The organism is Xylanivirga thermophila, assembly GCF_004138105.1.
Taxonomy (GTDB): domain Bacteria; phylum Bacillota; class Clostridia; order Caldicoprobacterales; family Xylanivirgaceae; genus Xylanivirga; species Xylanivirga thermophila.
The window spans coordinates 35,091-51,208 of sequence record NZ_RXHQ01000012.1; the positions used below are offsets into that span (position 1 = coordinate 35,091).

Sequence of the window (16,118 nt, forward strand, 5' to 3'; positions counted from 1 at the left end):
TAAAATATTCATCATTACACTTAAATCTCCCATAAATCCATTATTATCTTAAAGCTCAAAGGGTTCATATCCATATGTAGCCTTTGTTCTGGTATATCTAAACATATCCTATTAGATGGATGCCTATTTACTATTACAAATGCTCGATTTCCTCCATAAAACCTTTCAAAGCATAATATATCCTGATGTGAATTATAAAACCTGATATTGCCCTTTTTAAATACATCATGCTTGTTTCTTATGGAGGTAAGCCTTCTATATAAATTCATAATATATTTATTTTCCTTGCCCCATGGATAAGTTCTTCTGTTGTCAGGATCTGTCCCCCCCTTTACTCCCGCCTCATCCCCATAATATATAAGGGGTACCCCTGGAAATGTCATCTGTATGGCTACCGCCAGCTCCATATATAAAACTGCCTTATCACCTTTAGCATGAAACATGGTAAGTATCCTCTCCGTATCGTGGGTACCCAGTATATTTAAATTAGAATAGAATGCCTCAGGAGGATAATTCTCATAAATGCTCATCATCCTCCTGCTAAACTCATGGGAAGTAATATGCCCATTTAAAAAGGATATGACAGCCCCTCTAAAGGGGTAATTGGTAACTGAATCCAGTTCATGTCCAAACAGATATTCACGACTTTTGGAATAGCTTATCTTATTCGATGCATCCTCCCACACCTCCCCTATAAGTACACTATCTTCCCTAGTCTTTTTCATCTCTTTTTTTAGCTGCTCTATAAATGGGTCAGGAAGTTCATCTGCCACATCAAGTCTCCAGCCCGATGCTCCTAATTTAATCCATTTTTTTATCACCGAATCCTCATCATTTATTATAAAATCCATATAACTACGATTGAGCTCATCTACATTGGGCTGATTATCAATACCCCACCAGCATTCGTATATATCAGGGTATTGGATGAATCTATACCAATTGTAATATGGAGAATCCTTAGATTGATAAGCACCTAACGCCTTATAGCGTCCAAACTTATTGAAATAAACGCTATCAGCGCCAGTATGACTAAATACACCATCTAAAATTATTCTTATCCCCCTTTTTTCTGCCTCGAGGCATAGCTCTTTAAATATCTCTTCATTACCAAACATGGGATCTATTTTTTTATAATCTGCCGTATCATATTTGTGATTACTACTTGATTCAAATATAGGATTTAAGTATATTACGGTAACATAAAGTGATTTTAAATAATCAAGCTTTTCTATTACCCCTTTCAGATTACCTCCATAAAATTCCCATCTTTTTATATCACCTTTATCATCCTTTATATACATGGGTTCATCATCCCAATTTGCATATATAAAACTATTCTTTTTTGGGTTTAGAACTTTTCCGTCTTCATTTCCATTACAAAATCTATCAACAAATATCTGATAAACGATGCCCTCCTTATACCAGGCAGGCACTTTAAATTCCCTATATACCGTAATTTGATAATAGGGGGGGTTTTTATTATAGATCCTCCCTTCACCACCTAAACCATCATGATTATTGCCATAATAAAATACCTGATTGTATGCATAGATGGTAAAATAATAATTGATTATACCTATATGTTCTTCTTTTATATGAATGTTTTTCTCAAATATCTGCATATCTCCAGCCCATCTTTGCTCCATAGGTACACTCATTCTATGTCCATCAAATAGTATTATCTCTAATTCTACTTTTCCAATATTTTTACCCTCTAATCTCAAAATCACATTATCCTTCGGCTTTACTGCCCCAAACGGAGTTCGAAAATATAGTTCCTGCGAATCATGTTTAGCATAGATATCTGGCATAAAATTCCTCCTTAAGGAAGTTATATGTTAGAAAACACACTACAAATTTTTATATAGATACCCTGAACCCCATATTCCTGTAGCATATTCTTGTATAGTTCTATCGCTGGAAAATATACCTGAATGGGCTATGTTAGTTATAGCTATTTTGTTCCATTCGGTAAAATCCCTATATAATATATCTGCCCTTCCTTGGGCTTTTATATAAGAGTCAAAATCCTTAATCACAAAAAATTCGTCATTATATGTAATGAGACTTTCATAGATAGGCTTAAATTTATCCTTATCACTTGAATATTGACCATTCATAAGATCTTCTACCACCTGTTTTAATATAGCATTACTACTTAATATGCTAGTCGAAGAATAACCACCAGTTTGGTAATAGTTAAGCACTTCACGTTCAGTAAGCCCAAATATGATTATATTTTCATCTCCAACTTCATCTCGTATCTCTATATTAGCCCCATCTAAAGTAGCTATGGTAACTGCTCCATTCATCATAAATTTCATATTACTAGTTCCTGATGCCTCTTTTGTAGTGGTTGATATCTGCTCACTAAGGTCAGCCGCAGGTATGATCTTCTCCGCTAAAGACACCCTATAATTCTCCATAAAAACTACCTTTATAATGTTATTGACTCTAGGATCATTATTTATCCTATTTGCCACTGAATTTATAAGCTCAATTATATTCTTAGCTAGATAATAACCAGGGGCAGCCTTACCTGCAAATATAAATGTCCTAGGCACTATATCAAGATTGGGATTTTCAATAAGTCTATTATAAAGGGCCATTATTCTAAGGCAATTGAGTGTCTGCCTCTTATAGGCATGTATCCTCTTTATATGCACATCAAACATGGAATCTGGATCCACATCTATTCCCTGGGTACGCTTTATAAAATTTGATAGTCTTACTTTATTATCCCTTTTTATATCATAAAGTCTCCCCTGAACTGATCTATCATGGGCAAATCTTTCGAATTTTTCCATATCGGTAGGGTGTTTTATCCAGCTATCACCTATAGTATCTATCAAAAGAGCCGTAAGCTGTGGATTGGCCTTTATAAGCCACCTTCTATGGGTTATTCCGTTGGTTTTGTTGTTAAATTTTCTTGGATACAGATAATAAAAATCGGTCATTTCTTCTTTTTTTAGTATTTCAGTATGTAGCTTTGCCACCCCATTTACGCTATGACTTCCTACTATGGCCAGATGGGCCATTTTTACATACCCATCGGACAGTATAGACATCCTCGATATCTTATCCCATTGACCGATATATCTATTCCATAACTGTCCACAAAGCCTTTCATTTATTTCCTCTATTATCATATAGATTCTAGGCAAAAGTCTTTTGAACATATCTATAGGCCATTTTTCTAAAGCTTCAGCTAATATTGTGTGATTGGTATAGGATATAGTATTGGTAGTTATCCGCCACGCATCATCCCATCCTAAACCTTCCTCATCCATCAATATCCTCATAAGTTCTGGAATAGCCAATGCAGGATGGGTATCATTTATATGTATGGCCATCTTTTCATCCAGATCCCGTATACCCACTCCATTATTTTTAAAATGCCTTATAATACTTTGAAGACCTGCGGAAACGAAAAAATACTGCTGCTTTAACCTTAGTATTTTTCCTTCATATAGCGTATCATCAGGATATAATATCTGTGATATGGCTTCTACAGAGTTTTTATATTCTATAGCCTTTGAATACTCCCCCCTGCTAAAAGAGGAAAAATCAAATTCATCAGACAAGGGCTCTGCGCTCCATAGCCTTAAAGTATTAACGGTGTCATTTTCATACCCTACAATGGGCATATCATAGGGAATAGCTAGTACAGGTTCATAATCATCATGTATAAATATCAAATGGCCATCTCTTCTCTCCACCCTCACATGGCCTCCAAACTTGACTATCTGAGCCTTATCAGGCTTTTTTATTTCCCATACATTTCCGTTTTTTAGCCAATTTTCTGGCGCCTCCACCTGGGATCCATCTATAATCTTTTGTTCAAAAAAGCCGCGCTTATATCTTATTCCACATCCATGACCAGGAATGTTTAAAGACGCCATGGAATCAAGAAAACATGCCGCTAATCGCCCTAAACCTCCATTTCCTAAACCTTGATCCTCCTCCATCTCTTCTAATCTCTCAAGATCTATCCCAAGATCAGATAAACCTTCTTTACATACATCCCTTATACCAAGATTTAATAGAGTGTTCCCTAGCATCCTGCCCATAAGAAATTCCATGGAAAAATAATACACCTGTTTTTCTCCTGTATCATTGTATCGTTTATTGGTTGAAAGCCACATTTTAACTACATAATCCCTAGTCAATCCTGCTAGGGCTTCATATTTATTGTAATCAGTACCTTCCGATAGCTCCGTTCCATGCATTTCTATAAATTTTTCAATATAATCCTTTTTAAATTGTTCCTTGCCTATTTTTAACATATTTATGCCTCCCTGAAAAAGTCACTTTAACATGCCTTCATAGAGTTCCTTATAGGAATTTGCGGCATTTTCCCAGCTGTTATTAGAATCCATAGCCTGCCTTATAATGTCTTTCCATATTCCTTTATCCTTGTAATAATTAAGGGCCATGCCTATTACATAGGAAAGATCCTCAGGATTACAGCTGGTGAAGCTAAAACCATTTCCTTTCCCAGTAAATTTGTTATAGGGTTTTACAGTATCTTTAAGTCCTCCCGTCTCCCGTACTATGGGCAGACTTCCATACCTTAGGGCTATAAGCTGCCCTAGGCCACAAGGTTCAAACAATGATGGCATAAGGAATATATCAGAAGCCGCATATATCCTATGGGCCAAAGTATTATCAAAGGATATATTGGCAGACATTCTATCCCTATATCTATCTTGAAGCCCTTTGAAAAAACCTTCAAATTGATATTCTCCAGTGCCTAATACAACAAGTTGCACATCTTTTTGCAATAATGTATCTGAAATGGATGTTATAAGATCCATACCTTTTTGTTTGGTTAACCTAGATACTATACCTAGCATGGGTATATCCCTGTCCACCTTAAGTCCTAACTCCTGCTGAAGCTTTATCTTATTTTCATATTTATCCTCTAATGTATCCATATCATAGTTTTTATAGATCATAGGATCGGTTTTAGGATTATATATGCTATAATCTATACCGTTTACTATGCCATGAAGATGAGCAGACCTGCTCGCTAATAGACCATCCATTTTTTCTCCAAATTGGGGCGTTTGTATCTCCCAGGCATACGATCTACTTACAGTGGCTACCTCGTCTGCATAGCTTATACCACCTTTCATGAAGCTAACTGCACCATATAGTTCAAGACTGCCATCTGTATAGAGTTCATCTCCAAGTCCAAACAACTCTTCAAGTATATTAGGATCATAATTCCCCTGAAACGCCATATTATGAATGCTGTATAATATTTTTATACGCTGATAAAATGGATCAGTTTTATATTGAACTTTATATAGAACTGGTATCATCCCTGTTTGCCAATCATTACAGTGTATTATGTCTGGTTTCCAGTTAATCTCTTTTAACATCATGAGGACCGCCCTATCATAAAATGCAAATCTCTCACCGTCGTCATAGTGCCCGTATATATCATCCCTAAAAAAATAATACTCATTGTCTATAAGGTAGTATTTTACCCCATCTACATCACACTCAAATATACTGCAATTTTGGTTTCTCCAGCCCACCGGCACGATAAAAGATCTTATACAATGTATTTCCTCTTTAAGTGAGCCATTTATACCCTTATATTTGGGCATTACCACCCTTATATCCATTCCCATACCCCGTAAGTATTTAGGGAGGGCATAGGAAACATCGCCTAATCCTCCAGTCTTTATAAAGGGATCGGCCTCCGATGTAACAAATAAAATCTTCACTTTTCTTTTTTCCTCCATCTTTATTAACCTATATTTGCCAATTGAATCTTACCAATTTTGCTCTCTTCCTTTATATCCTCTTCTATCCTATTTATCTTCAGTATAAGTGCAGCCATGGGAGGCACCTTTATGGTAAGATGATATGTTTGGTTGTGCCATTGCCCAGTCTTAGCATATAATATTTCATCCATTATCTGACCCGATCCTCCAAACTCCTGGCTGTCGGTGTTTAGAAGTTCTTCATATTCTCCTAAATAGGGCACCCCTATTTTGTAGTCATAATATACTATAGGAGTAAAGTTACATACTACCACAAGGGTTTCCTCCGGTTTTTCAGAGCGCCTCATAAATACTATTATGCTTTGATCAGCATTATCAGCATCTATCCATTCAAAACCTTCCGTGCTATAGTCAAGCTTCCATAGGGCGGCATTATCCTTATATATATGATTTAGTGTTTTAAAGAATAACTTGGTTTTCCTATGTGTCTCAAACTGTTCTATAAGTTGCCATTCTAAAGATTCATAATGCCTCCACTCTATAAATTGGGCAAATTCACTACCCATAAACAGAGTCTTCTTGCCTGGATGGGTATACATATAAGCCGCAAAAACCCTAAGGCCTGCGAATTTATTCCAATAATCTCCCCACATCTTGTCTATAAGTGATTTTTTACCATGCACCACTTCATCATGGGAGATAGGCAGTATGAAGTTTTCCGAGTAGTGATACATCATGGAAAATGTTATAAGGTTATGATTATATTTTCTATACACTGGGTCAAGGGTTATATACTTTAAAACGTCATTCATCCACCCCATATTCCACTTAAAATTAAAGCCCAATCCTCCGAGGTACGAAGGTTTTGTGACCATAGGCCAAGCGGTGGATTCTTCTGCAATCATAAGTATATTGGGAAACTCATGGAATAATGTCTCGCTAAGCTCCCTAAAAAACACTATGGCCTCTAGATTCTCCCTCCCGCCATATTTGTTAGGCGTCCACTCTCCAGCCCTTCTATCATAATCAAGATATAGCATATTAGCCACCGCATCTACCCTTAAACCATCTATATGGAACTCCTTAAGCCAGTAAGTAGCATTTGATATTAGAAAACTTTTTACCTCTGGGCAGCTAAGATCAAAATTGGCAGCTCCCCATCCCATATTCTCGGCTCTATTACTATCCTTGTACTCATATGTAGGCGTCCCATCATATCTATAAAGTCCATAATCATCTTTACAAAAATGTCCAGGCACCCAATCAAGGATAACCCCTATCCCTTGACCGTGGCATACATCTACAAAATATTTAAAATCCTCTATGCTGCCAAATCTACTGGTAACAGAATAATATCCCGTTATCTGATATCCCCATGAATCATCAAGAGGATGCTCCATAATAGGCATGAGTTCGATATGGGTATATCCCATGTCTTTTGCATATTTAGGTAAATCTTTTGCCAGTTCTCTATATGTCAAAAACTCTCCATCCTCTCCCCGTTTCCATGACCCTAGATGCACTTCGTATACATTTATCGGGCTCTCATATATATTTGTATTCCTTCTTTTATCCATCCAAATCTTATCACTCCAATTAAATCCATTGGGTTTTACAATTACTGAAGCTGTATCTGGACGTTTTTGAGAATAAAAAGCAAAGGGATCGGCCTTTAAAAGCTTCACCCCTTTCTGCGTGGTTATCTCATATTTATATAGATGCATGTCCTCCTTTATCCCCGGTATAAATGCGCTCCATAAACCCTGGAATGATATAGGCTTTAAGGCATATTTATCATCTATATTCCAATCACTAAAGCTGCCAGTTACATGGACAGACTTTGCATTTGGTGCCCAAGTAGTAAACCTAATACCTAATTTCCCATTTTCTCTAGTAAAACACGCCCCCATAAATCTATAGCATTCATTATGCTGACCTGCATGAAAAAGAGAGATGTCAGCATCACAAATAAGGGATTTTGATAGAGCTCCTGAGTTTTTCATACCCTTCATCCACCTTTTAAATAGTATAGTAAAAAACAAATACCCCTGACATATAAAGATATATGTCAGGGGTATTTGTTTTATTACTCATTCCTGTAGATTAATTCTATATATTTAAATAGAGTTTGAAGGCCTTTTTAAAAGTGAAGTCTTAATCAATGCTTCATATACCATAAATGTAACAAGTGCATCAACTAGATGATGGCCTATAGTACCTATGCCACATGCTAACATCGCTTTTTTTAGATCCCATCCAAAGGGCAGCACCACAAGTGCTTCACATAATCCATGTATAGGTGCAGTAATAAGAAGTACCTTTTTGTATGACATTCCCTTCTTATAGGCATTGGCACCTACAAAGGCAAATATTGCATGGGTAAATGCCCTTGCCCCTACAATGGCATTTACCTTTATGGTAAATCCTATACCTGAACCTAGTGCAACCATAACTGCCACCTGCGGACTTATGGCCATAGCAAGCATTGTGGGCACATGTGCCGTTATAGTAGCCGTAAAAAACGGCGGTATGGTCACCATTAGAGGAGTACCTGCAAGAAGTAATGGGATCATTATAGATACAGCAGTAAGCAACCCACCTATTACAATATCCCTTGTTTTCATAAATAGAACCTCCTTATGTATCTAAAAACTAAGGATATTATAACTCAGGTCTGGTGTCTTGTCAACTGTCTTGTCACCTGTATTTTAATTTTTAATACCCAAGTTCCTTGGCCTTTCTCAATACCTTTCCTGCAAGTGGTGCTGCTTTACTTCCCCCTGTGCCTCCATTTTCAATAACTACCGATATGGCTATTGAAGGCTTATCGGCGGGAGCAAAACCAATAAACCACGCATGGGGGGTACTACTAGATTCCTTTGTCGCCTTGACTTCAGCTGTCCCCGTCTTCCCTGCCACCTGTACCCCCTTTATGGCAGCACCTTTTGCAGTCCCCTCCTGTACAGCCTTTATCATACCTGATTTTATAAGCTGGGCATTTTCAGGCGTTAAAGGTTTTAGATATTCCCTAGGTCTAACTTTTTTTTGTACCCGTCCATTTCTTCCTATTACCTTATATAAAAGTTTTGGTTCCATCATAGTGCCATCATTTGCTATGCTAGATGCTACCATAGCCATGTGTAGTGGTGTAACAAGGGTCTTACCCTGTCCTATGGCATGCCATGCCAATTCGCCATTTGATACATTTTTATAAAGTGGTAATTGACTTTTGCTTACCTTTAGGTCTGGAAATAAAAAATCCTTATTAAATCCAAAATTATTTGCCGTTTTCAATAGAGCCTGACGTCCCACCTCCACACCTATCTGGGCAAATGTAGTATTGCATGATACTGAAATGGCATCCTCTATTTTTAACTGTCCATGGACTTTTTTGTTATAGCAGGGGATCTCTTGATCATCGATTTTTATTGTTCCTTTGCAATCAAAAACCCTATCACTTATCCCCTCAATGTTTTGTATAGCAGCAGCTTCAGTAATAACCTTAAATATGGAACCTGGTGGATACAAGCCCTGCACCGCCCTTTCCACCAACGCATCATTTTTCACAGTGGACATATCATTTGGATCAAAGGATGGCTTGCTTACCATGGCCAGTATTTCCCCTGTATTTGTATCTAGCACTACCACACTACCCTTTTGATTTCCCATTGCCTGGCTTATATATTTCTGCAGCCTCCAGTCTATTGTAAGCACCACATCATTTCCCCGCTCCTGTGGCAGAAAAGCCTTTTGATATATGCGCTCAAATATATTATTGTTATAGCCCATTATATACTTTATGTGAAATGCCTCTGCTCCCGCCCTGCCTGATTGGTTGTTAAAACCCACCACATGTGCAGAATATTTTACATCCTTGTTATATTGCCTATAATACCCTTTTTGCATCTCACCTGTTTTAGAGTTTTTATACGAACCATTTTTAGTAGTGGCAAGTACCATACCCTGCCTATCGAGTATATCTCCAGGAATTATCTTGGGCGCTTCACTATCCATTCTCACCCTGTTGTTGTACGCGTTAGAAAACCATCTATCACCATAGAAAAACAAGGCATAACAAAAATAGCCCGCCAAAACGGCAAACATGATAATAAATACTGTAAATGTGTTTTTTATATTGGATTGAAGTTTTTTATCGAGATGGACATTGTCATCATTCCCACTGGTGTGATCCATCTTGTTGTCCTGTGTCCATTTCCCAGTTTTCTTCCCCTTCATGCTGCTCATTCACCTCTGACTGTCTCCTTCTATAGGTCTTTATAGCTACCCCTTCTATTATGCCAACAAGTCCCAAACTTGCCAGCATAGAACTACCTCCATAGCTTACAAATGGCATTGTCACACCGGTTAAAGGGATAAGCTTTATAACCCCGCCTATAATTATAAAGCTTTGAATAGCGATAGATGCAGTAGCACCTACACATAAAATGGCATCAAATGGCGTATAGGCATTTAACGCTATGGTGATCCCCCGCATTATAATAATTGCATAAAATCCAATCATCATCAGTCCTATAAGTATGCCCATCTCTTCACATATTGCAGCAAATATAAAGTCCGTTTTAGATGCCGGGATAATCTGTGGGATTCCAAGCCCCAATCCGGTACCATTTAACCCGCCACTGCCTATTGCAATAAGTGCCTGGGCAATCTGATATCCCTTATCTTCTATGGCGGCCCACGGGTTTTTCCATGTCTGTACCCTTACCCTTACATGGCTGAAAAACTTATAACTAAGCACAGCCCCTCCTGAAGAAGCACCCAGGGCACCTAATATGGTAAACCAGTCTGCTGTAGCAGTATAGTACATAAATATAAATATGCAGAAATATAGAAGAGCCGTACCTAGATCCCTTTGGGCTGCCACCAATATGGTAACCATAGCAGCAAATATAAACATAGGCAGCCTATCCCGCCATCTTTTTTTATCCTTAAGATCAATAGCCATAACAAATACCAAAATAATTTTGATAAATTCAGATGGCTGGAAGGCATGCTTTTTCCCTATTTCAACCCAACTCTTTGCTCCCCCATGTGTGGTACCCTTAAGAAGGGTATAAAACAATAATGCAAATGCCATTGCCATAAATGGGTAATAGATCTTACGCCCATCATTTATATATATGGTAAATACCATTGCCATGATAAGTGCTAGATTCCCTATGCCAAACCATTCCACCTGTCTAAAACCCATAGCTGGATTCAGCCGGTGCAGCATTATAAATCCCAATACTGCAAGTGCATCCATAATGAGTATTATATAACCATCCAAACCATCAAATATAAATTTTAACAAATAGTATTGGAATAAAACAATCGAAACTATAAGCACACCCAGCAAAATTACTACTTCATCTATTCCCTGCCCTTGCCGCATAGATAATACCGTAAAGGCGCTCATTACAAACATGGATAAAACAAAGGGTATATTCCCATTTCCTACAGGAATATACTGCCCTCTATTTCTAAAAGAACGCCATGTATCCTTAAAAGCCTGAAAAAATATAAAGGCCATCAAAAATACCAACCAATATCTAAGGGTCAAAGCAAGTATTTCATACTGTCTGCTTAGCATGCATTCACTGCCTTTCTTAAAAGTATATCAAAACAGTCCATAGATTCTTCCACTGGAATCCACATCTATACTAACTGCTGCAGGTTTTTTGGGTAAACCTGGCATAGTCATTATATCGCCAGTTAAAACTACAATAAATCCTGCACCTGCTGATACCTTCACATTTCTTACTGTTATATTAAAGTGCTTTGGCCAACCGAGCTTTTTGGGATCATCCGATAATGAATATTGAGTCTTTGCAATACAAATCGGTAATTTATCAAGCCCTATCTTTTCTAGCTTCTTTATCTCCCTGTTAGCCGAAGATGTAAATTCTACCCCATCTGCCCCATATATCTCTTTAGCTACCTTTTCTATCTTCTGCCTTATACCTTCATCAGCATCGTATATATATTGAAATGTACTATCCTTATCTTCTTCAGCTAATCTGACCACCTGCTTAGCAAGGTCTATGGCACCTGCACCTCCATTTGCCCAGACATCAGATAATGCCACTTCTACCCCATATTCATGGCATGCCCTCTCTATTATTTCTATCTCTTTATCAGTATCTGTAGGGAATTTATTTATTGCCACTACTGCCGGAAGGCTGAACTTGACGGTAATATTTTCTATATGCTTCAAAAGATTCGGTAACCCTTGTTTAAGTGCCTCAAGATTTTCTTTAGACAACTCATCCTTTGGCGCTCCACCATGGTGTTTAAGTGCCCTCACAGTGGCTACTATAACAACTGCCGATGGCTTCAAGCCACCTGCACGGCATTTTATGTCAAGGAATTTCTCAGCTCCTAGATCAGCGCCGAATCCTGCCTCCGTAACCACATAATCACCAAGTTTTAGGGCCACTTGAGTAGCCATTAAGCTGTTACAGCCATGGGCTATATTTGCAAATGGTCCACCATGTACAAAGGCGGGAGTATGTTCTAGAGTCTGCACAAGATTAGGCTTTAGAGCATCCTTTAAAAGGGCAGCCATGGCGCCTTGGGCATTTAGATCTCCTGCAGTTATGGGATTATCATCTCTCGTATATCCTATGACTATATTTTTAAGCCTGTACTTTAAATCATCCATATCCTTGGCTAAACATAATATAGCCATTACCTCTGATGCTACAGTAATATCAAATCCATCTTCCCTCGGCACTCCATTAGTGCGTCCACCAAGCCCACATACTATTGATCTAAGCTGCCTATCATTCATATCCATACATCTTTTCCAGGTTATCTTGCGAGTATCAATACCCAGTTGATTGCCTTGATGTATATGATTATCTATCATTGCAGCCAATAGATTATTAGCTGCACCTATAGCATGTATATCCCCGGTAAAATGAAGATTTATATCCTCCATGGGCACTACTTGGGCATATCCTCCGCCTGCTGCACCGCCCTTTATACCGAATACAGGTCCCAATGATGGTTCTCTAAGGGCTAATACTGCCTTCTTACCTATCTTGGTTAGGCCATCACCAAGGCCTATTGAAGTAGTAGTCTTCCCTTCTCCCGCCGGGGTAGGAGTTATTGCAGTAACCAGGATAAGCTTACCATCAGGCTTATCTTCCATATCCTTTAATATGTTATAGTCTACTTTTGCTTTATATTTGCCATACATCTCTATGTATTTTTCGTCTATTCCCAAAGTATCGGCTATATCACATATAGGTTTCATCTTTGCATTTTGTGCAATCTCAATATCAGTTTTATACATGATAATCATCCCTTTTCCGTTTTTATCTTGCTTTTTATCATACCACACGTCCTAATAATTCTCAATAAAATACCATTTAATTTGACGCTCCATACCTTACATTTTTGTAACATATAAATCCTTTCCCAATACAAAAAATTTATAAGCATATAGATTTATATATGATAATATGATATAATACCATTTGTTTAAATGCGTCTGTAGCTCAGCTGGATAGAGTATTCGACTCCGACTCGAAAGGCCGTGGGTTCAAATCCCGCCAGACGCACCAAAAAGACCTATCTTTCATCAAGGGAAAGATAGGTCTTTTTATATACTTTAAATAATGCTATAATGAATGAGAATTATTTATATAATATACGGGGGAATAAGTCAAATGGAATCTGTTATTTTTGTGTTGTTAATTATTTTTAGCGCACTAATGTTTAATGAAATTTCATCATTAAAAAAACGTGTCAAAAGTCAAGAAGAACGAATAAATCAATTAGCCAAACTTACTGGTTATGATAATCTCTCATCTTATTGGGTTTCCGATGAAGTAAAAGAGCTCGCAACTCATCTGAAACGCACAGGAAAAGAAGTAGAGGCTGTTAAAAGAATTCGTAAACACACGCAAATGTCTTTACTTGAAGCTAAAAAATATGTAGATGCATTAGATTAAATTGGAACTAAGGACTTTTAAAAGATTATGAGCATTTTGCATAGTGTAAGTTCAAATACATCGCTAAAAATGTATTCGCATCATTTATTACCAACTCACTCAAAGGTAAGGCAATGAATATTGTTCTAATAGATAATTTAAAACAATATTCATTGCCTTTTCTCTTTGCCCTAACAAATTACAAGATTTTGGAAAGACCATGGTATAATTTAGACATAATCGCAACCAATCAATACCATTTGTCGTGTATATAGATGAGGACACTTTTAAGCAAAGGAGATGAAATAGATGGAAGATAGTCAAATCATTGAGCTCTACTGGAACCGTAGCGAAACTGCCATTTCGCAAACCGCCAAAAAATACGGCAATTATTGCAAAAGCATTGCAATGAATATTCTTGTAAATATAGAGGATGCAGATGAGTGCGTTAATGATACCTATTTACACGCATGGAACGCAATTCCGCCAAACCGTCCGTCATTCTTTCGAACATGGCTAGGGAAGATCACGCGCAACCTATCCCTTGACAGATATAAAAAAAACAGAGCGCAAAAGCGTGGCGGCGGTGAAATAGAGCTGCTTTTTTCAGAACTGGAAGCCTGCATCCCAGACATACACAATATCGAAAAGGAAATGGAAGATTTAGCGGTTGCACAGCATATCAGTGATTTTTTGAGAAATAGTTCAAAGGAAAACAGGCTTATTTTTCTAAGGCGATATTTCTATGGGGATTCTGTTTTACAGATTGCCGGACGTTTTGAAATCAGCGAAAGCAAGGTAAAGTCCTCCCTGTTTCGTACTCGAAACGCACTAAAAAAGTATCTGATGAAAGAGGGTGTACCAATATGAAAGGCGAAAAGTTGTTTCAAATTTTAGGACTTCTCGATGATGAACTTATAACGGAAGCAGAAGATGAAAAACTACCACAAAAAACAAACAATAAGATATGGATAAAATGGGGTGCTGCTGTTGCATGTGTAGCAATTATTATTTGCAGCGGCATTTGGTATTTAGATAATAATGACATATTTAAACCTAAAGCAGGATTAGGAAATAGCGGGCATGAAGATAGTTCTACATTTATGCACTATGCAGGTCCTATTTTGCCGCTTAATGTAGCTGGCGATACAAAGGATATTACCGCAGACAGAAATACACTATTTGATTTTTCACAATACGATAAAGATAACTATCTTGATGTGGTAAATTTACAGGTAACTGATCACTATACTCTGTATAATAATTCTACTAATGACAAAACCATATCGGTAATTTATCCTTTTATCAGCAGTTTAAATGATAGCAAAAATCTCGCTCCAACACTTTCTGCAAACGGTAAAAATCTGCAAACAAAGCTCCTTATAGGAGATTATACAGGCGGATTTACCGGCGTATATGGAGCTGACGGTCCTGACAGTAAAACACTAAACCTTGCAGATATAGAATCATGGGAGGGATACAAGGCACTTCTTTCAGATGGTAAATATTTTGAAGCAGCACAGGGTAAAAAGATGTTTACAGACCAAACCGTGACAGTTTACACCTTTGAAAATGTAGAATATCCAGAAAAATATGATGCCGCAACGCTTGCTATGAAATTTGTCTTGCCAAAGGAATCTAAAGTTCTTACCTATGGAATGAATGGTGCAAGTATTAATACACAAACACGGCTTCATCACTATGACTATTTTATTGCCCATTCACAAGGAGAACGGGTAATTGTTCTAGGTGAGCCCCCTGCTAAATATACCATTGATGGTTATGAGAACGGAGCCTGCAAGAAGAAAATTACTGGCTTCTCAGCAACAGTAAAAAAAGAAACCATGCTTTTATCCGAAGTTATCAAGGAATGCATGGCGGAATTCTTAAATGAATATATAAGACAAGATGGCATATCTCCCCTTGTCACAAATGACATTTCCTACCGTGCGGTTATCTCCATGCTTAAATACACCAGTTTGGGTGATGAACCAAAAGATCGCTATGAATTGAACAGACTCGATGATATAATTGGTGAGAGTTTTTCCACAGATAGGGTAATGTATCTGTCTGCACAAATTACAATACCAGCAGGACAATGTGTAGAACTTGAAGGCCATTTTATAAAGGGCGCAAACTATGATTTTTGCTGTACAGGTCGAAAAGAAAATCGAGGAGTTAATGGCTACGATATGATGACAACACTTGGTAGTCATTTAGAATTTATAGGACAGACAGCTAAAATCCAATTGCCAGAATGCTATGAGATCATTCGTCAAAATTTCGGTTTTGATATACCAAACAACATCAACGAGGTAGATCTTGATACAACGCATGAACGTTATTATATTGAAATCAGAAAAAAAACACCGACAGATTGATCGGTTACATCTTTATAGCAATACCAAAATATCAATCCCACTCTTATATTCTTTTT

The 16,118-nt window shown here is 37.6% G+C and carries 11 protein-coding genes and 1 tRNA gene; 4 read left to right on the forward strand and 8 right to left on the reverse strand.

Features of this window, described 5'->3' with window-relative positions:
- Window positions 1-20 precede the first annotated feature (20 nt).
- The 8 genes from EJN67_RS07235 to EJN67_RS07270 all read right to left on the reverse strand — a co-directional run bounded on the left by EJN67_RS07235 (window position 21) and on the right by EJN67_RS07270 (window position 13,044).
- Window positions 21-1,814 (reverse strand): alpha-amylase family glycosyl hydrolase, encoded by a 1,794-nt coding sequence (locus EJN67_RS07235; protein WP_129723678.1) that lies wholly within the window; start codon window positions 1,812-1,814, stop codon window positions 21-23.
- A 39-nt stretch (window positions 1,815-1,853) separates the two neighbouring features.
- Window positions 1,854-4,289, reverse strand: a complete 2,436-nt coding sequence (locus EJN67_RS07240) for a glycogen/starch/alpha-glucan phosphorylase (protein WP_129723679.1) — start codon at window positions 4,287-4,289, stop codon at window positions 1,854-1,856.
- Between the two features lie 21 nt (window positions 4,290-4,310).
- Window positions 4,311-5,741, reverse strand: a complete 1,431-nt coding sequence (gene glgA, locus EJN67_RS07245) for a glycogen synthase GlgA (protein WP_129723680.1) — start codon at window positions 5,739-5,741, stop codon at window positions 4,311-4,313.
- A gap of 23 nt (window positions 5,742-5,764) precedes the next feature.
- On the reverse strand, window positions 5,765-7,744 hold the full coding sequence (gene glgB, locus EJN67_RS07250; RefSeq protein ID WP_243641252.1) for a 1,4-alpha-glucan branching protein GlgB: 1,980 nt from the start codon (window positions 7,742-7,744) through the stop codon (window positions 5,765-5,767).
- Between the two features lie 114 nt (window positions 7,745-7,858).
- Window positions 7,859-8,365, reverse strand: a complete 507-nt coding sequence (locus EJN67_RS07255) for an ECF transporter S component (protein ID WP_129723682.1) — start codon at window positions 8,363-8,365, stop codon at window positions 7,859-7,861.
- Window positions 8,366-8,456: 91 nt separating this feature from the next.
- A complete protein-coding gene (locus tag EJN67_RS07260) occupies window positions 8,457-9,977 on the reverse strand; it encodes a peptidoglycan D,D-transpeptidase FtsI family protein (RefSeq protein WP_165000790.1) in 1,521 nt (506 codons plus the stop codon).
- The gene (locus tag EJN67_RS07265) at window positions 9,913-11,334 is read right to left on the reverse strand and encodes an FtsW/RodA/SpoVE family cell cycle protein (protein WP_129723684.1); all 1,422 of its coding nucleotides are present in this window, start codon (window positions 11,332-11,334) and stop codon (window positions 9,913-9,915) included. The genes EJN67_RS07260 and EJN67_RS07265 overlap by 65 nt, the downstream gene beginning before the upstream one ends.
- 27 nt (window positions 11,335-11,361) lie before the next feature.
- Entirely contained in the window at window positions 11,362-13,044 is a 1,683-nt protein-coding gene (locus tag EJN67_RS07270; RefSeq protein ID WP_129723714.1) for a formate--tetrahydrofolate ligase, read from the reverse strand.
- A 191-nt stretch (window positions 13,045-13,235) separates the two neighbouring features.
- Between EJN67_RS07270 and EJN67_RS07275 the strand changes: the two genes are divergently transcribed.
- The 4 genes from EJN67_RS07275 to EJN67_RS07290 all read left to right on the forward strand — a co-directional run bounded on the left by EJN67_RS07275 (window position 13,236) and on the right by EJN67_RS07290 (window position 16,062).
- Window positions 13,236-13,312 (forward strand) — tRNA-Arg (locus tag EJN67_RS07275).
- Between the two features lie 105 nt (window positions 13,313-13,417).
- Window positions 13,418-13,702, forward strand: coding sequence for a hypothetical protein (locus EJN67_RS07280; RefSeq protein WP_129723685.1), 285 nt, complete (start codon window positions 13,418-13,420; stop codon window positions 13,700-13,702).
- Window positions 13,703-13,990: 288 nt separating this feature from the next.
- Complete coding sequence (locus EJN67_RS07285; RefSeq protein ID WP_129723686.1) at window positions 13,991-14,551, forward strand: RNA polymerase sigma factor; 561 nt, start codon at window positions 13,991-13,993, stop codon at window positions 14,549-14,551.
- A complete protein-coding gene (locus tag EJN67_RS07290; RefSeq protein WP_129723687.1) occupies window positions 14,548-16,062 on the forward strand; it encodes a hypothetical protein in 1,515 nt (504 codons plus the stop codon). Before EJN67_RS07285 ends, EJN67_RS07290 begins: the two co-directional genes overlap by 4 nt.
- Window positions 16,063-16,118 lie beyond the last annotated feature (56 nt).